Source organism: Streptomyces geranii (assembly GCF_002954775.1).
Taxonomy (GTDB): Bacteria; Actinomycetota; Actinomycetes; order Streptomycetales; family Streptomycetaceae; genus Streptomyces; species Streptomyces geranii.
Genome location: NZ_PJME01000006.1, coordinates 100408 through 121336 on the forward strand (window position 1 = coordinate 100408; position 20929 = coordinate 121336).

At 70.4% G+C, this 20929-nt stretch carries 18 protein-coding genes; 8 read left to right on the top strand and 10 right to left on the bottom strand.

Annotated elements, in window-relative coordinates; all coding sequences use genetic code 11:
- Positions 1-3: 3 nt before the first annotated feature.
- A complete protein-coding gene (locus CW359_RS11150; RefSeq protein WP_105969701.1) occupies positions 4-219 on the top strand; it encodes a dodecin in 216 nt (71 codons plus the stop codon).
- Between the two features lie 18 nt (positions 220-237).
- On the opposite strand, the gene CW359_RS11155 is transcribed toward CW359_RS11150, so the two are convergent.
- Positions 238-741 carry a phosphatase domain-containing protein gene (locus CW359_RS11155; protein ID WP_105969702.1) on the bottom strand — a complete coding sequence of 168 codons (504 nt, stop codon included), beginning with the start codon at positions 739-741 and terminating at the stop codon, positions 238-240.
- A gap of 209 nt (positions 742-950) precedes the next feature.
- Here CW359_RS11155 and CW359_RS11160 point away from each other — a divergent pair, with 209 nt between their 5' ends.
- The 6 genes from CW359_RS11160 to CW359_RS11185 all read left to right on the top strand — a co-directional run bounded on the left by CW359_RS11160 (position 951) and on the right by CW359_RS11185 (position 9897).
- Positions 951-2363 carry a family 43 glycosylhydrolase gene (locus CW359_RS11160; RefSeq protein WP_105969920.1) on the top strand — a complete coding sequence of 471 codons (1413 nt, stop codon included), beginning with the start codon at positions 951-953 and terminating at the stop codon, positions 2361-2363.
- A gap of 55 nt (positions 2364-2418) precedes the next feature.
- Complete coding sequence (locus CW359_RS11165; protein WP_105969703.1) at positions 2419-5223, top strand: beta-L-arabinofuranosidase domain-containing protein; 2805 nt, start codon at positions 2419-2421, stop codon at positions 5221-5223.
- Between the two features lie 217 nt (positions 5224-5440).
- Positions 5441-7654: an MMPL family transporter gene (locus CW359_RS11170; protein ID WP_157968520.1), complete on the top strand. Its 2214-nt coding sequence runs from the start codon at positions 5441-5443 to the stop codon at positions 7652-7654.
- A 142-nt stretch (positions 7655-7796) separates the two neighbouring features.
- The gene (locus CW359_RS11175) at positions 7797-9014 is read left to right on the top strand and encodes a sensor histidine kinase (RefSeq protein ID WP_105969704.1); all 1218 of its coding nucleotides are present in this window, start codon (positions 7797-7799) and stop codon (positions 9012-9014) included.
- Positions 9011-9694, top strand: coding sequence for a response regulator transcription factor (locus tag CW359_RS11180; RefSeq protein ID WP_105969705.1), 684 nt, complete (start codon positions 9011-9013; stop codon positions 9692-9694). The genes CW359_RS11175 and CW359_RS11180 overlap by 4 nt, the downstream gene beginning before the upstream one ends.
- Positions 9691-9897 (top strand): hypothetical protein, encoded by a 207-nt coding sequence (locus CW359_RS11185; protein ID WP_105969706.1) that lies wholly within the window; start codon positions 9691-9693, stop codon positions 9895-9897. Before CW359_RS11180 ends, CW359_RS11185 begins: the two co-directional genes overlap by 4 nt.
- On the opposite strand, the gene CW359_RS11190 is transcribed toward CW359_RS11185, so the two are convergent.
- The 5 genes from CW359_RS11190 to CW359_RS11210 form a co-directional block, all read right to left on the bottom strand.
- Positions 9866-12061, bottom strand: a complete 2196-nt coding sequence (locus CW359_RS11190; RefSeq protein ID WP_105969707.1) for an immunoglobulin domain-containing protein — start codon at positions 12059-12061, stop codon at positions 9866-9868. The genes CW359_RS11185 and CW359_RS11190 overlap by 32 nt on opposite strands.
- A 92-nt stretch (positions 12062-12153) precedes the next feature.
- Positions 12154-12693, bottom strand: a complete 540-nt coding sequence (locus CW359_RS11195) for a hypothetical protein (RefSeq protein WP_105969708.1) — start codon at positions 12691-12693, stop codon at positions 12154-12156.
- A 193-nt stretch (positions 12694-12886) separates the two neighbouring features.
- Positions 12887-14119, bottom strand: coding sequence for a cation:proton antiporter (locus CW359_RS11200; RefSeq protein WP_105969709.1), 1233 nt, complete (start codon positions 14117-14119; stop codon positions 12887-12889).
- A 7-nt stretch (positions 14120-14126) separates the two neighbouring features.
- Positions 14127-14612, bottom strand: a complete 486-nt coding sequence (locus CW359_RS11205; protein ID WP_105969710.1) for a cation:proton antiporter regulatory subunit — start codon at positions 14610-14612, stop codon at positions 14127-14129.
- A gap of 57 nt (positions 14613-14669) precedes the next feature.
- On the bottom strand, positions 14670-15200 hold the full coding sequence (locus tag CW359_RS11210; RefSeq protein ID WP_105969922.1) for a DinB family protein: 531 nt from the start codon (positions 15198-15200) through the stop codon (positions 14670-14672).
- A gap of 100 nt (positions 15201-15300) precedes the next feature.
- Here CW359_RS11210 and CW359_RS11215 point away from each other — a divergent pair, with 100 nt between their 5' ends.
- The gene (locus CW359_RS11215) at positions 15301-16326 is read left to right on the top strand and encodes an LLM class flavin-dependent oxidoreductase (protein ID WP_105969711.1); all 1026 of its coding nucleotides are present in this window, start codon (positions 15301-15303) and stop codon (positions 16324-16326) included.
- A gap of 129 nt (positions 16327-16455) precedes the next feature.
- On the opposite strand, the gene CW359_RS11220 is transcribed toward CW359_RS11215, so the two are convergent.
- From CW359_RS11220 to CW359_RS11235, 4 genes are all read right to left on the bottom strand, one after another.
- A complete protein-coding gene (locus CW359_RS11220; protein WP_105969712.1) occupies positions 16456-17244 on the bottom strand; it encodes a lysophospholipid acyltransferase family protein in 789 nt (262 codons plus the stop codon).
- A complete protein-coding gene (locus CW359_RS11225; RefSeq protein ID WP_105969713.1) occupies positions 17244-18017 on the bottom strand; it encodes a GNAT family N-acetyltransferase in 774 nt (257 codons plus the stop codon). Before CW359_RS11225 ends, CW359_RS11220 begins: the two co-directional genes overlap by 1 nt.
- Positions 18018-18236: 219 nt before the next feature.
- A complete protein-coding gene (locus CW359_RS11230; protein ID WP_105969714.1) occupies positions 18237-18986 on the bottom strand; it encodes a succinate dehydrogenase/fumarate reductase iron-sulfur subunit in 750 nt (249 codons plus the stop codon).
- Positions 18983-20929, bottom strand: coding sequence for a fumarate reductase/succinate dehydrogenase flavoprotein subunit (locus CW359_RS11235; protein ID WP_105969715.1), 1947 nt, complete (start codon positions 20927-20929; stop codon positions 18983-18985). The genes CW359_RS11230 and CW359_RS11235 overlap by 4 nt, the downstream gene beginning before the upstream one ends.

Below are 20929 nucleotides of genomic sequence, written 5' to 3' on the forward strand. Positions count from 1 at the left end.
CGCATGTCCAACCACACCTACCGGGTCACCGAGATCGTCGGTACCTCGCACGAAGGCGTCGACCAGGCCGTCCGCAACGGCGTCGCCCGGGCCTCGCAGACCCTGCGCAACCTGGACTGGTTCGAGATCACGCAGGTCAGGGGCCAGATCGTGGACGGGCAGATCGAGCACTACCAGGTCGGCCTGAAGGTCGGTTTCCGGTTGGAGGACGGCGAGTGACCCTTCCGGGCCACCTGCTCAGGTCCGGCCCTCGTCCTCCTGCGCCTCCTTCAGCGCGGTGGACTCGGCCGTCCAGCGGGCCCGTACGACGGTGAAGCCCGCGCGTTCCGCGTCCTGGCAGACGAGTTCGTCGTCGTCGACCAGGACGCGGATCTCGCGCTTCTGGGCCAGTGTGCGGAGGATCTCCAGTTTGGTGGCACGGGCGGGCCTGCGGTCGTTGTTTCGGCGCATCCAGATGCGGCCCTCGGGCAGTCCCTGCGCGGCGAGCCAGGTGACCGTGTCCCGGCGGCAGCGCTCCGGCCGGCCGGTGAGATAGACGACCTCGCACTCCCGCGCGTGCTCCAGGGCCAGCGCCACGCCCTCGGTGAGCGGCGGGTCGTGCGGCGCCGCTGCGAAGAACGCCGCCCAGTCGCGCGGTTTACGCTCCAGGAACCGCTGCCGGTGCGCGGTGTCGGCGAGCGTGTTGTCCAGATCGAACACCGCGAGCGGTGGCGGGAGAGTCGTATTCCTGTGCTGTGTCACGGCAACCGACCCTAGCCGTACCGGAATTCAATCTGTCGGAAACATTGACTCACTCCCGCCCCATACCTATCTTCTGGTCGAACCTCCGTACACCGTTCCATATATCGAACAATGTCGGCCGAGGTACAGGCCGCTGAAGGAGACTCGCCGTGGACCGCACCCGCAGCAGCTCGACCAGCCGACGCACGCTCCTCAAAGCCTGCACGGCCCTGGTCGTCGCCGTGACCGTGCCCGTGGCCGCCGGTACTCCGGTGTTCGCCGCCGTCCCGGCCTCCCCGGCCGTCACCTTCACCAACCCGATCGCCGCGCAGCGCGCCGACCCGCACGTCTACAAGCACACCGACGGCTACTACTACTTCACGGCCACGGTGCCCGCGTACGACAGGATCGTGATGCGCCGGGCGACCACGCTCCAGGGTCTGGCGACCGCCGCCGAGACGACCATCTGGACCAAGCACGCCAGCGGTGAGATGGGCGCCCACATCTGGGCCCCGGAGATCCACTTCATCGACGGCAAGTGGTACATCTACTTCGCGGCCGGCGCCGCCAACGACATCTGGAAGATCCGGCCGTACGTCCTGGAGACCTCGGCCGCCAACCCGATCACCGGGACCTGGACCGAGAAGGGCCGCATCGCGCTGCCCCTGGACACCTTCTCGCTCGACGCGACGACCTTCGTGGTGAACGGGACGCGCTATCTGAGCTGGGCGCAGAACGACCCGGCGGTCGGCGACGGCACCAACCTCTACCTGGCGACGATGTCCAACCCCTGGACGATCAGCGGCACTCCGGCGATGATCTCCCGGCCCACGCTGTCCTGGGAGATCATCGGGCACACGGTGAACGAGGGGCCGTCGGTCATCCAGCGGAACGGGAAGGTCTTCATGGCCTTCTCGGCGAGCGCCACCGACGCCAACTACTGCCTGGGTCTGCTCACCGCGTCCGCCTCCGCCGATCTGCTCAACCCGGCTTCCTGGACGAAGACTTCGACGCCGGTGTTCACGAGCAACGCCTCGACCGGGCAGTACGGTCCCGGCCACAACACCTTCACGGTCTCGGAGGACGGCAAGTCCGACGTGCTCGTCTACCACGACCGCAACTACAGGGACATCAGCGGCGATCCGCTCAACGACCCCAACCGGCGCACCCGTTACCAGAAGCTGTACTGGAACGCGGACGGCACCCCGAACTTCGGCATTCCGGTCTCCGACGGGCTCACCCCGGTCCGCTTCTCCTCGTTCAACTACCCCGACCGGTACATCCGGCACTGGGAGTACCGGGCGAAGCTGGAGGCGAACGTCACCAACCTCGCCGACTCGCAGTTCCGGATCGTCACCGGGCTGACCGGCTCCGGCACGGTCTCGCTGGAGTCGGCGAACTTCCCCGGCTACTACCTGCGGCACAAGAACTACGAGCTGTGGGTCGAGAAGAACGACGGCACGGCGACCTTCCTGGCCGACGCGTCCTTCAGCCAGCGGGCGGGGCTCGCGGACCCGGCCGGGGTGTCCTTCGAGTCGTACAACTTCCCGGGCCGCTACATCCGGCACTACAACAACCTGATCCAGCTCCAGCTGCTCAGCACCTCCCTGGACCAGCAGGACGCGACCTACTACGCCGAGTAGAGCGCCGCGCGGCCCCCGGACCAGACACATCAGTCACCTCAGAGACGAGGCACATGTGACCCCCCATCTCTCCCGGCGGTTCCTGCTGCAGAGCGCGATCCTCGCGGCGGCGGCGCCCGCGTTCGCCTACGCCGCCGCCGGCCGGGCCGCCGCCGCTGCCCTGCCCGCGCCGTCCGCCTGGACCCTGCGCCCCTTCGAGCTGAAGGAGGTCTCGCTCGGCTCGGGCGTCTTCGCGAGCAAGCGCCAGCTGATGCTGGACCACGGGCGCGGCTACGACGTGAACCGCCTCCTCCAGGTCTTCCGCGCCAACGCGGGCCTCTCCACCGGCGGCGCGGTCGCCCCCGGCGGCTGGGAGGGCCTGGACGGCGAGGCCAACGGCAATCTGCGCGGCCACTACACCGGGCACTTCCTGAGCATGCTGTCGCAGGCCTACGCGAGCACCGGCGACCAGGCCTACGCAAGCAAGATCTCGACGATGGTCGGCGCGCTGACCGACGTACGCGCCGCTCTGCGCACCGACCCGCGCATGCTCACCGTCACCGGGAAATGGGGCGGGGCGCACGAGAACGTGCGGGGCTCCTACCAGTACGTGGACCTCCCGGCGGCCGTCCTGAACGGCTCGGCGGCGATCACCCTGTCGGTCTGGGTCAAGCCCACCCACGACGCCAACTGGCAGCGGGTGTTCGACTTCGGCAACAACACCACCCGGTACATGTACCTGGCCTCCCGCAACGCGAGCGGCGTACCGCGCTTCGCCATCACCACGAACGGGGCCGGCGCCGAACAGGGCCTCACCGGCACCGCCGCGCTGCCGCTGAACCAGTGGAGCCACCTCGCGGTGACCATCTCGGGCACCACGGGCACGCTCTACGTCAACGGCACGGCCGTCGCCACGAACACCGCGATGACCGTCAACCCGTCGGTCCTGGGCACTCTCACCAACAACTGGCTCGGCCGGTCGAACTACTCCGGCGACCCCGTCTACGCGGGCGCCTTCGACGAGTTCAACGTCTACTCGCGCGCCCTGACCGCCGCCGACATCACCTCGCTGCAGAGCAACGAGGCCAAGAACTCCTCGGCCGGGCTCGGCAACCTCGCCTCGTACTACTTCTCCGCGACCACCGGCGGTACCTTCGGCGACGCCTCCGGGCGCGGACTGACCGCGACCCTGCGCCGCACGTGGGGCGGCCCGAGCCACCAGGGCTTCCTCGCGGCCTACCCGGAGACCCAGTTCATCGCCCTGGAGTCGATGACGAGCGGCGACTACACGAAGGTGTGGGCGCCCTACTACACGGCGCACAAGATCCTGAAGGGACTGCTGGACGCGTACCTCGCGACGGACGACGCGCGGGCGCTCGACCTCGCTTCGGGCATGTGCGACTGGATGCACTCGCGGCTGTCCGTGCTGCCCGACGCCACCCTCCAGCGGATGTGGGGCATCTTCTCCAGCGGTGAGTTCGGCGGCATCGTCGAGACCATCGTCGACCTGTACACGATCACCGGCAAGGCCGAACACCTCGCCCTGGCCAAGCTGTTCGACCTCGACTCACTCATCGACGCGTGCGCGGCGAACAACGACATCCTCGACGGACTGCACGCCAACCAGCACATCCCGATCTTCACCGGCTACGTACGCCTGTACGACGCGACGGCCGAGACCCGCTACCTCACCGCCGCGAAGAACTTCTGGGGCATGGTCATCCCGCAGCGCATGTACGGGATCGGCGGCACCAGCACCGCCGAGTTCTGGAAGGCGCGCGGGGTGATCGCCGGGTCGATCACCGACACCAACGCCGAGACCTGCTGCGCCTACAACCTGCTCAAGCTGAGCCGGATGCTGTTCTTCCACGAGCAGGACCCGAAGTACATGGACTACTACGAGCGGGCGCTCTACAACCAGGTGCTCGGCTCCAAGCAGGACAAGGCCGACGCCGAGAAGCCGCTCGTCACGTACTTCATCGGGCTCAACCCCGGTCATGTGCGCGACTACACGCCCAAGCAGGGCACCACCTGCTGCGAGGGCACCGGCATGGAGAGCGCCACGAAGTACCAGGACTCGGTGTACTTCAAGTCGGCCGACGGGGCCTCCCTGTACGTCAACCTGTACAGCCCCTCGACCCTGACCTGGGCCGAGAAGGGCGTCACGGTCACCCAGACCACCGCGTATCCGCAGGAGCAGGGCACCACGCTCACCTTCGGCGGCGGCAGCGCGGCCTTCGCACTGCGGCTGCGGGTGCCGGTGTGGGCGACGGCCGGCTTCCAGGTGACCGTCAACGGGCAGGCGGTGAGCGGGACTCCGGTCGCCGGGAGCTACTTCGCGATCCAGCGGACCTGGCAGAGCGGGGACGTCGTACGGATCACCGTGCCGTTCCGGCTGCGCGTCGAGAAGGCGCTCGACGACCCGTCGCTGCAGACCCTGTTCTACGGTCCGGTGAACCTGGTCGCCCGCAGCACGAGCACCAGCTACCTGTCCTTCGGGCTGTACCGCAACGCGGCCCTCTCCGGCGATCTGCTGCCCTCCCTCACTCCGGTCAGCGGCAAGCCGCTGCACTACACGCTGAACGGCACCGAGTTCGCGCCGTTCAGCGAGGGCACCGAGGACGCGACGCACGCCTACATACGGCGGGCCGAGCCGACGGTCGTGTTCGGGACCGTCTCCTCCGGGGTCGCCAACCCGGCGAAGACCGACGGCACCACGCTGCTCGACGAGATCTGGGCGGGGGCGCCCTTCGCGAACAAGGCGGCGCTGGTGACGCGGGTGCAGTCGACGACGGCCTCCTGGGTGTCGGCGGGGCTGCTCACGCAGGCGAACGCGAACACCGTGGTGAGTACGGCGCAGGGCGCGTCGTACGTCTCCTGAGCCCCGTACGTCTCCTGGGCCTCACAGGTCTCGTGGTCCGACGGGCGGTACCCCTACCCGAGGGGTGCCGCTCGTCGGTCGTAGGGACGACCGGTGGGGTGTCCGTACTGCGTTCTCAGTAGTCGGGATTGTCGACAGGTGCACGACGACGGGAGGGGGTCGGTGCCGGGAGTCTTGGCAGGTACCCGAGATCCGATGATGTGGAGACCTCCCCCTCGTGGCTACCTTCCTGTACAAGCTGGGCCGACTGGCCTTCCGGCGGCGCTGGTACGTCGCCCTGATGTGGGTGGCGGTGCTCGCCGCCGTCGGTGCCGGTGCGGCCACGGCGCCCGCCGCTCCCGACGCGGACAACAGCATGCCGGGGATCGAGTCCCAGAAGGCCTTCGACCTGATGGACCAGCGCTTCCCCGGCTCCAACGCGCTCGGCGCGAGCGCCCGGGTGGTGTTCGTGGCGCCGGGCGGCGAGAAGGTCACCGCCACCGAGAACCGGGCGGCGATCGAGAAGTTCGTCGGCGAGGTGGGCGACGGTTCGCAGGTCTCGTCCGCCGCCGACCCCTTCCAGGCCAAGGCCGTCAGCGAGGACGCCTCGACCGCGTACGCCACCGTCTCCTACAAGGCCAAGCCGGACGACCTCACCGACTCCACCAAGGACCACCTCAAGGCCGCCATCAAGGAGGCGCAGGGCTCCGGTCTGACCGTCGAGGTCGGCGGTACGGCACTGGCGACGACGCCCTCGGCGGGCGGGGCGGCGGAGGCGATCGGTATCGCCATCGCGGCCCTCGTCCTGATCATCACCTTCGGCTCGATGGCCGCCGCCGGGCTCCCACTGCTCACCGCGATCATCGGGGTGGGCGTCAGCATGGCGTCGATCCTGGCGCTGAGCAGCGCCCTCGGGCTGTCCTCGACGACCGGGACGCTCGCCAGCATGCTGGGCCTGGCCTGCGGTATCGACTACGCGGTGTTCATCGTGTCGCGGTACCGGGAGGAGCGCGGCAAGGGGCACAGCCCGCAGGAGGCGGCGGCGCTCGCGACCGGTACGGCCGGTTCGGCGGTCGTCTTCGCCGGGCTCACCGTCGTCATCGCGCTGGCCGGGCTCATGGTGGTCGGCGTACCGATGCTGACGAAGATGGGGCTCGCGGCGGCGGGCGCGGTCGGTGTCGGTGTGCTCGTCGCGCTGACGCTGGTCCCGGCCCTGGTGGGCTTCTGGCCGAACGCCCTGCTCGCGCGCTCCGCCCGCAGGTCCGGGCAGATCAAGGCGGCGGCCGAGCACAACGGCGGCACCCGCTGGGCCCGCTTCGTACTGCGCCGTCCGATCCCGGTGCTGATCGCCTCGGTGGCCGGTCTCGGCGCCCTCGCGATACCGGTGATGGACCTCCAGCTGGGCACCTCCGGCGACGAGGCCAAGCCGACCTCCACCACCGAGCGGCGTGCCTACGACGACCTGGCGACCGCCTTCGGACCCGGCTTCAACGGCCCGCTGACCATCGTCGTGGACGCCAAGGGGGCCGCCGACGCCAAGGGCGCGGTCGCGACGATCTCCGAGAAGATCGCCGCCACCAAGGGCGTCGTCTCCGTCTCCCAGGCCCGCTTCAACACGGCCGGTGACACGGCGATCTTCTCCGCCGTCCCGGCCGACGCGCCGACCAGCACGAAGACGCAGGACCTCGTGAAGAAGATCCGCTCCGAGCGACCGGCGACGGTGGCCGGCACGGACGCGGAGTTCAGCGTCACCGGCACCACGGCGGCGAACATCGACGTGGCCCAGAAGATGCAGGACGCGCTGGTCCCGTATCTGATCGTGGTCGTGGGTCTGGCGATCGTGCTGCTCCTGCTGGTGTTCCGGTCGATCCTGGTCCCGATCAAGGCAGCCCTCGGCTTCCTGCTCTCGGTGCTGGCGGCGCTCGGTTCCGTGATCGCGGTGTTCCAGTGGGGCTGGGGCGCGGAGTTGCTGGGGGTGGAGACGACCGGTCCGATCATGAGCATGATGCCGATCTTCCTGGTGGGCATCGTCTTCGGACTGGCCATGGACTACGAGGTGTTCCTCGTCGCCCGGATGCGCGAGGCGTACGTCCACGGGGACGGGCCCGCGCAGGCGGTCGTCACCGGGTTCCGGTACAGCGCCCGGGTCGTGGTCGCGGCGGCGTTGATCATGATGGCCGTCTTCTCCGGGTTCATCGGGGCCGGCGAGTCCATCATCAAGATGATCGGCTTCGGACTGGCGGTGGCCGTCCTGTTCGACGCCTTCGTCGTCCGGATGGCGTTCGTCCCCGCCGTACTGGCGCTGCTCGGCAGGGCCGCCTGGTGGATGCCGGGCTGGCTGGACAAGGTGCTGCCCAAGGTCGACGTGGAGGGCGAGGCCCTCGCGCACCGGGCGGCCACACCCGAAGACGGGGCGGACGGTACGGCGGACCGGGAGGCGGTCCGGGTCTGACCGATCGGTCGTTCGCCCTGAGGGCCGCCCGTGCTGGACACACGGGCGGCCCTCGCCGGACGTCGTCACGCACCTTCGTGGACCATGGGTCTCCACACCCTTCGACCGGAGACAGAGCCGGACAGAAACCCGGAGAGAACCGATGAGCATCGACATCGAGCGCCGCATCGCGGACCATCCCCGTGTCGTCGACACGGTGACCGTCGTGGCGCTGTTCGTCCTCTTCCTGGTCGGCGCCCAGATCACCCTGCCCGGCACCACCGGGCGCGAGGAGCTGTGGCCTGCGGTGATCATCGGCGTCAACGCGTGCGCGGGCGTACTGCTCAGCCGCAGCCATCCGCGTACGGCCGTCATGGTGACCACGTCCTGCGCCATGACCGCGAGCGCGCTGGGCTATCTCCTGACCGCGCTGACGCTGGCCCCCGCCATGGTGGCGAGCTACTGGCTGGCGGTCCTCACCGACCGCCGCACGACCCGCCGCTACTGCGTCGGCATGATCGTCCTGCTGGTCGCCGCGGCCACGTTCCTGGACCCGGCGGACCACCCGCTCGTCCTCAAGACGATCGCCCCCATCGCCTACGTACTGGTCCCGGTCGCCACCGGCAGCGCGCGCCGGATGCGGCACGCCTATCTGGACGCCGTGCACGCCCGCGCCGAGCACGCCGAGCAGAACCGCGAGGAGGAGGCCAGGCACCGGGTGACCGAGGAGCGGATGCGTATCGCCCGGGAACTGCACGACGTCGTCGCCCACCATCTGGCCCTGGCCAACGCCCAGGCGACCACCGCCGCGCATCTCGCGCGCAGCAACCCCGAGCAGACCCGCCGGATGCTCAACGACCTCACCGGTACGACCTCGTCGGCGCTGCGCGAGCTGAAGGCCACCGTCGGTCTGCTGCGCCACGCCGACGACCCCGACGCGCCCCTGGAACCGGCCCCCGGGCTCGCCCGGCTGCCCGAGCTGATCGCCACGGTCCAGGCCGCCGGGCTCACGGTCACCCTCACCACCGTGGGCGAGGAGCGCCCGCTGTCGCCGGGGGTGGACCTGACGGCGTACCGGATCGTGCAGGAGGCGCTCACCAACATCACCAAGCACGCCGTCGGCGCGACGGCCTGTGTACGGCTCGTGTACTCGGCGGACCGGCTGACCATCACGGTCACCAACAACGCCGCCGACGCGGTCCCGGCGGGTTCCGCCGGGGTCAGGCCCGCGCGCGGATTCGGCCTCATCGGGATGCGGGAGCGCGCCCAGTCGGTCGGCGGCAACCTGGCGGCGGGCCACCGTCCCGAGGGCGGTTACGAGGTCTCCACCGCGCTGCCCCTCTATCCTCAGCCCTCCGAAGTGGAAGAGCGCACCCCATGACGATTCGTGTCCTGCTCGCCGACGACCAGGCCCTGCTGCGGGCGACGTTCCGGATCCTGATCGAGTCCGAGGCCGACATGACGGTGATCGGCGAGGCGACGGACGGCCGCGAGGCGGTCGAGCTGACCCGCACCCACCTGCCCGACCTGGTCCTGATGGACATCCGGATGCCCGGCACCGACGGTCTGGCCGCAACCGCCGCGATCTGCGCCGACCCCGAGCTGTCCGCGACCCGCGTACTGATCCTGACGACGTTCGAGACGGACGAGTACGTGGCCCAGGCACTGCGGGCCGGCGCCAGCGGCTTCCTCGGCAAGGACGTCACCGCCGAGGCACTCCTCTCGGGCATCCGCACGGTCGCCGCCGGCGACTCCCTCCTCTCCCCCGGCGCCACCCGCACCCTCATCGCCCGCTTCCTCGACTCCCCCGCACCGGGCAACCGCCTGGCGACCCCGGAGGCCCTCGCGGCACTCACCACCCGCGAACGGGAGGTGATGTGCCTGGCGGCCGAGGGCGGCTCCAACGACGACATCGCGGAAAGGCTGTACGTCAGCCCGCTGACCGTCCGCACCCATGTGCACCGCGCGATGACGAAGCTGGGCGCCCGCGACCGGGCCCAACTCGTCGTCATCGCCTACCAGTCGGGGCTGGTACGGGCGGTGCCGCCGCAGGAGTCGTGAAACGCGGGCCCACAAGGGCTGCCGCCCAAGGCCTCGACAACCAGGACAAGCACGACGTGCTCGGCGACGTGACAGCCCGGAAGCACTGGCGCTGCGACGACCGTCTGCCCCTCCCCTACCGGCTGCTGCTCGCGGTGCTGGGGAGGGTCAGGCGGCGGGACATGGAGTCGTTCAGGTTCGATCTGTTCCGGTGTGAGGGCTGAGCCCGTCGGTGCCCTTCCCCCGCCCTCGGCGGTGGGCGAGCACACCGGCCGCGGTGAGCGCGGCGGCGGCCGAGGCCATCCCGATGACGCCGACACCGGTGGAGGCGAGGCTGCCGCCGGTGGAGCCGGTGGCCGTGGTCCCGCCGGTGGTTGAGCCCGAGCCGCCGGTGCTGTCGGTGCCGCCCGTGGTGGAGCCCCCGGTCGCGCTCCCTCCGGTCGAACCGCCGCCGGTCGTACCGCCGTTGGTGCCGTCGCCGGTGGTGGAACCCCCGTCGGTCCCGCCGGTGGTGTCACCGCCCGTGTCACCCTCGGTGTCCCCGCCCGTGTCGCCGCCGGTGGTCGACTCGGCGGTCACGGTGAGGGTGACGGGCGTGGTGCGGGTGGTGCCGGCCGAGTTGGTGAACTCGGCGCGGTAGCGGTGCCCGTCGTGACCGGCCTGGGCGGTGAAGGCGTACGTGTTCGCGGTCGCGTCCGGTACGTCCTGCCAGGTCTGCGCCCCGTCCGTGCTGACCTGCCAGCGCACGGTCGGCTCCGGGGTGCCCTCCGCCTGGGCGATGAGGGTGACCGTGTCTCCGACGACGACCGTCTGGTCGGTCGGTGCCTGGACGACCTTGGGTGAGACGAACCGGTCCAGTTTGACGACCTTGCCCTCGGCGGGGCTGGTCACATAGACCGTCGAGCCGCCGGCGGCGACGGTGATCGCGGCCGACCCGAGCTGGGAGTGGTTGCCCGGCAGCGCCGCCGCCTCCGCAGCGGCCTTGTACGTCGTGGTGTCGTACAGGGCGAGCGAGCCGATGTTGTCGCCGCCGCTGCCGGTGTCGCCGTTGTCCTGCCGGACGACGAAGACCCGGCCGGTGGACGTGTCGAAGGCGGCTGCGGCGGCCTCGTCGGTGCCCTCGACGGTGGCGAGGAGTTTCGCGGCCTGGTCAAAGACAAGAACCGAACTGCCCACGCCCACCCAGACGTTGCCGGTCGCGGGGTCGGTCTCGACGAACCCGATGGCGGCGTCCGGGAGCGTGGCGGTCGCCGTGACGGTGAAGGTGCCGGTGTCGACGCGGCGCAGCTCGCCGCCGGAGGAGCCCACGGACCAGAGAACGGCCCGGGTGGAGTCGACGGAGATTCGGCCGCCGCCGTCCAGGGTGAGGGTGCGTCGGACGGCGCCGGTGGCCGTCTCCAGCTCGGACAGGGTGGCGCCCCGGGCGACCAGGACGCTGTCGGCGGCGGTGCCGGGGGCGAGGTCGGTGATGGTCGCGCCGGTCAGCCAGACGCCCTTGGCGCTCGCGTCGCCGTCCTTCGCGGTGCCGATGCCGCGCAGGGGGTAGCGGTAGAGGACGCCGTCCCCGGGGAGCGCTGCGGCGATCTGGGCGGCTGCCGCGACGCGCAGGACGCCGTTGGTGCCGGGGGCCTGGGTGATGTGGCTGCGGACGGCGCCGGTGACCGGGTCGAGGACGTACAGGCCGCGCTCGTCGACGTCGGCGGTGTCGGCGAGGTTGTCCGAACCGACGTACAGCTTCCCGGAGTCGGGGTGCAGGAGCACGTCGAGGGGCTTGCCGGTGGTGGTGAACTCGGCGGCCTGCCGGTAGCTGACGGTGCCCGCGGGTACGTCGACGCCCTCGCCGCCGCCTCCGGGCTCCTGGCCGGTGAAGGTGACGGGGACGCGTACGTCCTGGGAGCGGTCGCCGCTGCCCCGGTGGTCGACGCGGGTGACGACCGCGCAGGACACGGTGGCGCAGTCGAGGCCGTCGCCCGCGGCCTTGATGTCGAGGGTGACGTCGAAGGTGCCGCCGTCGCCGTACGCCACGGCGAGGTCGCCCTCGTAGGTGTCGCCCTTCGGCACGATCCAGCGGGAGGACGCGCCGTCGCCGGAGGTGTCGGCGCCGCCCAGGCAGGGGCTGGGGACGCGGTTGTCGCCGTTGTCCTTGCACAGGGCGACGTAGATGCCCTTGGCCTGGTCGTAGCCCGCGCCGGTGACCTGGAGGGTCTCGCCGTCGGGGGCGAGACCGGCGGAGGCGGAGACGGTGAGCCGCTGGCCCTCTTTGCCGAGGGCGGTTTTCGGCGTGTCGGCGGCCTGGGCACCGGAACCGGCGCCGAGGGTGGCGAGCGAGAGGGCGGAGGCGGCGGACAGCGAGGCCGCCGCCCAGAGTCTGCGGCGTGAGGGAGTCATGGGGTCCTCGGTGGATGAGCCACACACGGAACCCGGCCGGGTGTCGACCGGCCGGGCCCCGCGCGACGACTGCGGACGACTACGGGTGGCGACTACTGGAAGGTGATCGGGGCGTGGACGTCGTACTTGCGGTCGTTGGTGTCGAAGTGGTCGGCGCGGGTGACGACGGCACAGGTGACGTCCTCGCCGCAGACCTGACCGTCGTCGAGGGTGGCCTTGACGTAGATCTGCACGCTGAAGGTGCCGCCGGTGCCGAACTTGGAGCTGTTGGCGAACAGGCCGCCGAAGGTGTTGTTGATCCAGTGCGAGGCGCCGGTCGTACCGCTCTCGTCCTGGCCGCCGAGGCAGGGGGTCGGCTTGGTGGCGCCCTGGGCGCCGTCCACCACGCACAGGCTGACGTAGATGCCCTGGCCGGTGTTGTAGCCGCTGCCCGTGACGGTGATGACCTGGCCCGTCGCGGCGGCGGTGTCGGGCGCCGTGAGCGACAGGTTGTAGGTGGTCGTGCCGTCGACGATCGTGCGGGTCGAGGTCGCGGCGGACGCCGAGGTGGCGAGACCCAGGGTCAGCGCGGCGGAGGCGACGAAGGCAAGACCGGTACGGGCGGCGGAACGTGCGGACAGCAGAGATCTCATGATCGAAGGAGCACCCTTCTCGAACCGAATATTAGGTAAGGCATACCTAACTTCAAGCCGCGAAGAATGTCAACGGGAAGCAAAGAGACCGTCAATTACCCCAGGGGATACGGCAGTTGCGGCAAACGGCGACGAAGCCGGACATGACGAAGCCACCCACCGTGAGCGGTGGGTGGCTTCGCGGGGGTTGGTGTCAGTCGCCGACGGTGGTGGGCTGCACCGCCTCGTCCGGCGGCGCCGTGGCCGGGGTCACGGCACCGGCGCGACCGGCCCGCCACGCGCCGAAGCGGGCCGCCAGGGGCTCGGTCCAGCGGGCGGTGAGCGGACCGGCGACGACCAGGATCAGGACGTACGCCGTGGCCAGTGGACCGAGGTCGGACTCGACGCCTGCGGTGACCGCGAGGCCCGCGATGACGATGGAGAACTCACCGCGGGCGACCAGCGCGCCGCCCGCGCGCCAGCGGCCCTTGACCGAGATTCCCGCGCGCCGGGACGCCCAGTAGCCGGTGGCGATCTTCGTGCCCGCCGTGACGACGGCCAGGGCGAGGGCGGGCAGCAGGACGGGCGGGATGCTGGCCGGGTCGGTGTGCAGCCCGAAGAAGACGAAGAAGATGGCCGCGAACAGGTCCCTGAGCGGGCTGAGCAGCGTGTGCGCGCCCTCCGCGACCTCCCCCGAGAGCGCGATCCCGACGAGGAACGCCCCTACGGCGGCGCTGACTTGAAGCTCCTGGGCGATGCCCGCGACGAGGATGGTCAGCCCGAGGACGACCAGCAGGAGCTTCTCGGGATCGTCGCTGGAGACGAAGCGGGAGATGACCCGGCCGAAGCGGACGGCCACGAACAGTACGAGTCCGGCGGCCCCGAGCGCGATGGCCAGGGTCACGCTGCCCGCGGCGAGCGAGACTCCGGCGACCAGCGCGGTGACGATGGGCAGATAGACCGCCATCGCCAGGTCCTCAAGGACCAGGATGCTGAGGATGACCGGGGTCTCCCGGTTGCCGACCCGGCCCAGGTCGCCCAGCACCTTCGCGATGACCCCGGAGGACGAGATCCAGGTGACCCCGGCGAGGACGACGGCGGCGACCGGGCCCCAGCCGAGCAGCAGCGCGGCGGCGGCGCCGGGCAGCGCGTTGAAGGTGAAGTCGACCAGCCCGGCCGGGTAGTGGGACTTGAGGTTGGAGACGAGATCGCTGGCCGTGTACTCGAGCCCGAGCATCAACAGCAGGAGTATGACGCCGATTTCGGCGCCGGTGGCGATGAACTCCTCGCTCGCGCCGAGGGGCAGCAGCCCGCCCTCGCCGAAGGCGAGACCGGCGAGCAGATAGAGCGGGATCGGGGAGAAACTGAGCCGGGCGGCCATCCGGCCGAGCAGCCCGAGCGCGAGGATGATGGCACCGAACTCGATCAGCAGAACCTGGGAGTGCATGGCGCTGTCACTCCCGTCCGAGTATCGCCGCGGCGGCGTCGACGCCCTCGCGGGTGCCGATCACGATGATCACATCGCCGCCGGCCAGCCGGAAGTCGGGGGTCGGCGAGGGGATCGCCTCGGCCCGCCGCAGTACGGCGACCACGGACGCGCCGGTCTCCGTCCGCATCCGGGTCTCCCCGAGCACCCGCCCGTTCCAGCGCGATCCGGACGCCACCTCCACGCGCTCCGCCACCAGGCCCAGCGGGGTGGTGGACAGCAGGCTGGGGCTGTGGTGGGAGGGGCTCAGCGCGTCGATGAGCGAGGCGGCCTCGGGCGCGGTCAGCCGCAGCGACTGGGCGCAGGAGTCCGGGTCGTCGGCGTGGTAAAGGCTCACGGTACGGCCGCCGTCACGGTGCGCGACCACCGACATGTGCCGTTGCTCGCGTGTGACGAGGTCGTACTGGACCCCGATACCCGGCAGCGGAGTCGCCCGCAGGCGTGGCGCAGACACGTTGAATCCCCTTGCTGATTGATGATGTCGAACCATTTTGCCGGGCCTCGTCGAGCCTCAGGCCCCCGTGGTCCCGTCGACGAGTTCGCGCAGCAGGTCGGCGTGGCCGTTGTGCCGGGCGTACTCCTCGATCATGTGGACCATGATCCAGCGCAGCGAGACGCCCTGGCCACCGACGTGGGCGGCCTCGGCCTCGGAAAGCCGCCCGGACTCGTCCAACGAGGCCGCGTCGGCGACCAGTTGACGACTTCGCAAGATCTCTGCCCGCCAGATGCCGAGCGCCTCGTCAAGCCCGCGCCCCGGGACGAGGGTGTACCCGTCCCCCTTGCCCTCCGCGTACACGAGGGGCACGTCCAGACCGGCGAACACCCGCTGGAACCAGTTCCGTTCGACCTCGGCGAGGTGCTGGACGAGCCCGAGCAGAGTCAGCTCGGACGGCGCCGCCGAGGCCAGGCGTAACTGCCGGTCGTCGAGTCCCTGGCACTTCAGGGCGAGCGTGGCGCGGTGGAAGTCGAGCCACGCGCTCAGCATGACGCGTTCGTCGGCGTGCGCGGGAGGTATCGGACGGCCGTCCGGTGTAGTCGACATGTACAGCACCCTTCCACAGGTGCCCGGTGACCCGCGAGGAATAGCGGCGCCCGGAAGATCGCTGAGATGGGCACAGCCGAGGATGTCCGGAGCAGCAGCCATGCCGAACCCAGCACCACCCCCCGCCACGGGCTCGACCCTGTCGACGACCCGCTTCTCCGTCCTGGACCGCTCCCGCACCCGAGAGGGCCACACGGACGCCGAGGCCCTCCGGGACACGGTAGCCCTGGCCCGGGAGGCGGAACGCCTCGGCTTCCACCGCTTCTGGGTCTCGGAGCACCACGGGGTACCGGGCGTCGCCGGTTCGGCACCCACGGTCCTGGCGGCGGCCGTGGCGGCGGCGACCCGCACCATCCGGGTCGGCACGGGCGGCGTAATGCTCCCGAACCACCAACCCCTGGTAGTGGCCGAGCAGTTCGGGGTTCTGGAGTCCCTGTTCCCGGGCCGGATAGACATGGGCCTGGGCCGCTCGGTCGGCTTCACCGACGGGGTACGCAGAGCGCTGGGCCGCGACAAGGACAGGGCCGAGGACTTCGCCGCCCAGCTCGACGAACTCCTCGGCTGGTTCGCGGGCACCTCCCCGACGGGAGTACGGGCCCGCCCGGCCGAGGGCCTCAAGGTCCCGCCCTTCGTCCTGGCGATGGGCGAGGGCGCCACGATCGCCGCCGAGGCGGGCCTGCCGATGGTGATCGGCGACCTCCGCTCCCGCGAACGCATGCTGCGCGGCATAGACACCTACCGCACCGCTTTCCGCCCGTCGGCGTGGGCGAGCGAGCCGTACGTGGTGATCTCGGGGACGATCGCGGTGGCCGCCACCCCCGAGGAGGCCCGACGCCTCCTGATCCCGGAGGCCTGGTCGATGGCGTACTCCCGCACCCACGGCACCTTCCCACCCCTGCCACCTGCGGAGACGGCCGAGTCCAGGACGATGACCACGAAGGAACGCGACTTCTACGAGTCGGGACTGACGGGCCACATCGCGGGGACGGAGGACGAGGTGGCCCACGAACTGGAGAGAGTGGTGAAGGAGACAGGCGCCCAGGAGGTCCTGGTCACGACCAGCACATACGACCGGGATGCGCTGCTGGACTCCTACGGCAGACTGGCCGACCTGCTGAGGGCATGAGGGAAGAGGCCTGCTGAGGTTCTGAGGGGAAAGGGCTGCGGAGGGCCTGAAGGACAGGCGGCGCAGCCGCCGATCCTTCAGGGGCGCGGGGAACTGCGCGACCAGCCCCCACCGGCCGTCAGCCGCCCACTAAGGCCGATGCACCCCCACCATGGGCGGCTGTGCCGCAAGCGCAAGAGCACGCCGATCCAAATAACGGCCCGGCGCTATCGCACCCTGTACCTCCACCTCCGCCACCAACCCCCGAGCCGACACCACCCGCCACACCGAGGTCAACAACGAGTCCTCCCCCACAAACGCAGGCGCGGTACTCGCCGCTCCCCCAGCAACCCGGTAATGCAGATGCACCGGCTGAACAGGCACCCCCGCATCAAGGGCCGCCTGGAACACGGCCCGCCGAAAGTGCCCCTGAGCCTTCCCGCACCAGGTACTGCCCTCGGGAAAGGCAACAACAGCCGTCCCCGCACGCAACGCCTCCGCGATCTTCCCGACCGTCTGCGGCAACGCCCGCAACCGGTCCCGCTCGATGAACAACGCCCCGCTGCTGGCGGTCAACGCACCCGCCACCGGCCACCCCCGTATCTCGGCCTTGGCCAGCATCCTGGCGGGCCGAACGGCGGCCAACAGCGGTATGTCCAGCCACGAAATATGGTTGGCGACCAGCAGAAGCCCCCCGGCCGGAGCCGTCGGCCCGGTGATCCGCAACCGAACCCCCGCCGCCCGCACGATGACCCGGACCCACAACCGCACCCACCCGGCAGGGATCCTCCTGCCGAGCGGGCACAGCGTGATGCCTGCGAGCAGGACGACCAGGACGGCCATCAGTCGCAGTACGGCCACGGGTGGGGCCGTAGTCGCACCCTTCGTCTCCACGCACGCCCTCGGGGTGCAGGGCGCGCTGGGCAGCCAGACGCTCATCAGGCCGGGACGAGGGAGAGGAAGTGCCGCAGATAGCGCTGGTTGATCCGGCGCATCGACAGCAGCACGTACAGGTCGGCGACCCCGAAGTCCGGGTCGTGCGCGGGCTCCCCGCAGACCCAGGCGCCGAGGCGGACGTAACCGCGCAGCAGCGGGGGCAGTTCGGTGCGGCCGGTGGGACGGGTCACGCCCTCGGCGGACCAGGGCAGCAGCGGACGTACCCGGAACTCCTCCGGAGCGAGGTGGCGGTCGCGGACGCGGTCCCACGTACCGGCGGCGAGGGTGCCGCCGTCGGCGAGCGGGATGGAGCAGCAGCCGGCCAGCCAGTCGTGGCCGCGGTCGACCATGTAGCGGGCGATCCCGGCCCAGATGAGGCCGATGACGGTGCCGTCGCGGTGGTCGGGGTGGACGCAGGAGCGGCCGACCTCGACGAGGCCGGGGCGGATCGCGTCGAGCGGGGAGAGGTCGAACTCGCCCTCGGAGTACAGGCGTCCGGCGACGGCGGCGCGCTCCGGGGGCAGCAGCCGGTAGGTGCCGACGACCTGGCCGGTGACGGTGTCGCGGACCAGCAGGTGGTCGCAGTAGGCGTCGAAGGGGTCGATGTCGAGGCCGGGCTGCGGGGAGGACAGCAGGGCGCCGAGTTCACCGGCGAAGACGTCGTGGCGGAGGCGCTGTGCGGCTCGTACGTCGTCCTCGTCGCGGGCGAGGGTGACGGTGTAGCGGCTGGGTACGGCGGGGAGCGGGGGACGTTCGATGGTGGAAACGCCGGTCATGGCTCTCTCCTGGTCACGGGCCGGGGACGGCGAGGCGGCGAGCTGGCCGGTCCCGTTACGTCCGGCCGCATCAGTTCTTCCGACCTCGGCTGTCCTGCGCGTGACCCGAGAAGAGAGCGTGGGTGTGAGCTTGTTGAATGCCAGGGGTGCCTGGCGGAACCGGCAATGAGCACCACTGCCGGTCCCGCCCGTCCGCACCTTGTCGGCGAACGTCTGGTGTCAGCGCCTGGACGCCTTACGGGTCGCCCGCAGCCACTCCTTGTTCATCCCGGTGATGGAGACGAGCGGAATTCCCTTCGGGCACGCGGTCGCGCACTCCCCGGCGAGGGTGCAGCCGCCGAAGCCCTCCTCGTCCATCTGCGCGACCATGTCAAGGACCCGGGTCTCACGCTCGGGGGCGCCCTGCGGCAGGACGTTGAGGTGGTTGACCTTGGCGGAGGTGAAGAGCATCGCCGCGCCGTTCGGGCAGGCGGCCACGCAGGCCCCGCAGCCGATGCACTCGGCGTGCTCGAAGGCGAAGTCGGCGTCCGGTTTCGGTACGGCGGTGGCGTGGGCCTCGGGGGCGGCGCCGGTCGGCGCGGTGACGTAACCGCCGGCCTGGATGATCCGGTCGAAGGCGGACCGGTCCACGACGAGATCCTTGACGACCGGGAAGGCGGACGCGCGCCAGGGTTCGACGTCGATGGTGTCGCCGTCCGCGAAGGACCGCATGTGGAGCTGGCAGGTGGTGGTGCGTTCGGGCCCGTGCGCGTCGCCGTTGATGACGAGCGAACAGGCGCCGCAGATGCCCTCGCGGCAGTCGTGGTCGAAGGCGACGGGGTCCTCGCCCTTGAGGATGAGTTCCTCGTTGAGGGTGTCGAGCATCTCCAGGAAGGACATGTCGGCCGAGATGCCGTCCACCTCGTACGTGGACATGGCGCCGTCGGCGTCGGCGGCGCGCTGCCGCCAGACGCGCAGGGTGAGCTTCATACGTAGCTCCGCTGGGTGGGGTGGACGTACTCGAAGACCAGGTCTTCCTTGTGCAGGACGGGAGCCGCGCCCGTCCCCGTGAACTCCCAGGCGGCGGCGTACGAGAACTCCTCGTCCCGGCGCTCGGCCTCGCCGTCCGGGGTCTGGGACTCCTCTCGGAAGTGACCGCCGCAGGACTCGGCGCGGTTGAGGGCGTCGAGGCACATCAGCTCGGCCAGTTCGAGGTAGTCGACGATGCGGTTCGCCTTCTCCAGGGACTGATTGAACTCCTCGCCGGTGCCAGGGACTTTGATCCGCCGCCAGAACTCCTCACGGATCTGCGGAATGCGTTCGAGGGCCTTGCGCAGGCCGCTCTCACTCCTCGCCATCCCGCAGAACTCCCACATCAGTTCGCCGAGTTCACGGTGGAAGGAGTCGGGGGTGCGGTCGCCGTCGACGGAGAGGAGGAGGTTGAGCCGGTCCTCGGTCTCCGCCAACACCTCCTGTACGACGGGGTGTTGGGCGTCCAGCCGATCCTGGCCGGGGTGGCGGGCCAGGTAGTCGTTGATGGTGGCCGGGAGGACGAAGTAACCGTCGGCCAGGCCCTGCATCAGCGCGGAGGCGCCGAGCCGATTCGCGCCGTGGTCCGAGAAGTTGGCCTCACCGATCGCGAACAGGCCCGGGACGGTGGTCTGGAGGTCGTAGTCGACCCACAGGCCGCCCATCGTGTAGTGCACGGCGGGATAGATCCGCATCGGGACGGTGTACGGGTCCTCGGCGGTGATCCGGGCGTACATGTCGAAGAGGTTGCCGTACTTCTCCTCGACGGCCTTGCGGCCCAACCGCGCGATGGCGTCGGCGAAGTCGAGGTAGACGCCCTGTCCACCGGGGCCGACACCGCGCCCCTCGTCGCAGACGTTCTTGGCGGCGCGGGAGGCGATGTCACGCGGCACCAGGTTGCCGAAGGACGGGTAGATGCGCTCCAGGTAGTAGTCGCGCTCGTCCTCGGGGATCTGGTTCGCCGGGCGCTGGTCCCCCTTGGCCTTGGGCACCCAGATCCGGCCGTCGTTGCGCAGGGACTCGCTCATCAGGGTGAGCTTGGACTGGTGCTCGCCGGTGCGCGGGATGCAGGTCGGATGGATCTGCGTGAAGCAGGGGTTGGCGAAGTGCGCGCCTCGCCGGTGGGCCCGCCAGACGGCGGTGGCGTTGGAGTTCATGGCGTTCGTGGAGAGGTAGAAGACGTTGCCGTAGCCGCCGCTCGCCAGTACGACGGCGTCCGCGAAGTGGCTGGTGATCTCGCCGGTGATCAGGTCACGGGCGACGATCCCCCGGGCCCGTCCGTCCACGACGATGAGGTCGAGCATCTCGGTACGGGCGTGCATCTCGATATTGCCGGCGGCGATCTGCCGACTGAGGGCCTGGTAGGCGCCGAGGAGCAGCTGCTGACCCGTCTGGCCACGGGCGTAGAAGGTCCGCGAGACCTGGACGCCGCCGAAGGAACGGGTGTCGAGCAGACCGCCGTACTCTCGGGCGAAGGGCACGCCCTGGGCGACGCACTGGTCGATGATCTCGACGGAGATCTGAGCGAGCCGGTGGACGTTGGACTCGCGGGCGCGGAAGTCGCCGCCCTTGACGGTGTCGTAGAACAGCCGGTGCACGGAGTCGCCGTCGTTGCGGTAGTTCTTCGCGGCGTTGATTCCGCCCTGGGCGGCGATCGAGTGGGCGCGGCGCGGGGAGTCCTGGAAGCAGAACTGGACGACGTGGTAGCCCTGTTCGGCGAGCGTGGCCCCGGCGGAGCCGCCCGCGAGCCCGGTCCCGACGACGATGACGGTGTGCTTGCGCCGGTTGGCGGGGTTGACCAGCTTGGCCTCGAAGCGGCGCGTGTCCCAGCGCTCGTTGACGGGCCCGGCGGGCGCTTTGGTGTCGGCGATGGGCTCGCCGGTGACGTATTCGGTGTAGGTCAT

Bases quoted from the DNA above. Each gene is read 5' to 3' on its own strand.
- CW359_RS11230 (WP_105969714.1), bottom strand. From the start codon at position 18,986: ATGAAGCTCACCCTGCGCGTCTGGCGGCAGCGCGCCGCCGACGCCGAC.
- CW359_RS11195 (WP_105969708.1), bottom strand. From the start codon at position 12,693: ATGAGATCTCTGCTGTCCGCACGTTCCGCCGCCCGTACCGGTCTTGCC.
- CW359_RS11225 (WP_105969713.1), bottom strand. From the start codon at position 18,017: ATGACCGGCGTTTCCACCATCGAACGTCCCCCGCTCCCCGCCGTACCC.
- CW359_RS11180 (WP_105969705.1), top strand. From the start codon at position 9,011: ATGACGATTCGTGTCCTGCTCGCCGACGACCAGGCCCTGCTGCGGGCG.
- CW359_RS11175 (WP_105969704.1), top strand. From the start codon at position 7,797: ATGAGCATCGACATCGAGCGCCGCATCGCGGACCATCCCCGTGTCGTC.
- CW359_RS11200 (WP_105969709.1), bottom strand. From the start codon at position 14,119: ATGCACTCCCAGGTTCTGCTGATCGAGTTCGGTGCCATCATCCTCGCG.
- CW359_RS11215 (WP_105969711.1), top strand. From the start codon at position 15,301: ATGCCGAACCCAGCACCACCCCCCGCCACGGGCTCGACCCTGTCGACG.
- CW359_RS11190 (WP_105969707.1), bottom strand. From the start codon at position 12,061: ATGACTCCCTCACGCCGCAGACTCTGGGCGGCGGCCTCGCTGTCCGCC.
- CW359_RS11235 (WP_105969715.1), bottom strand. From the start codon at position 20,929: ATGACCTACACCGAATACGTCACCGGCGAGCCCATCGCCGACACCAAA.
- CW359_RS11210 (WP_105969922.1), bottom strand. From the start codon at position 15,200: ATGTCGACTACACCGGACGGCCGTCCGATACCTCCCGCGCACGCCGAC.
- CW359_RS11220 (WP_105969712.1), bottom strand. From the start codon at position 17,244: ATGAGCGTCTGGCTGCCCAGCGCGCCCTGCACCCCGAGGGCGTGCGTG.
- CW359_RS11150 (WP_105969701.1), top strand. From the start codon at position 4: ATGTCCAACCACACCTACCGGGTCACCGAGATCGTCGGTACCTCGCAC.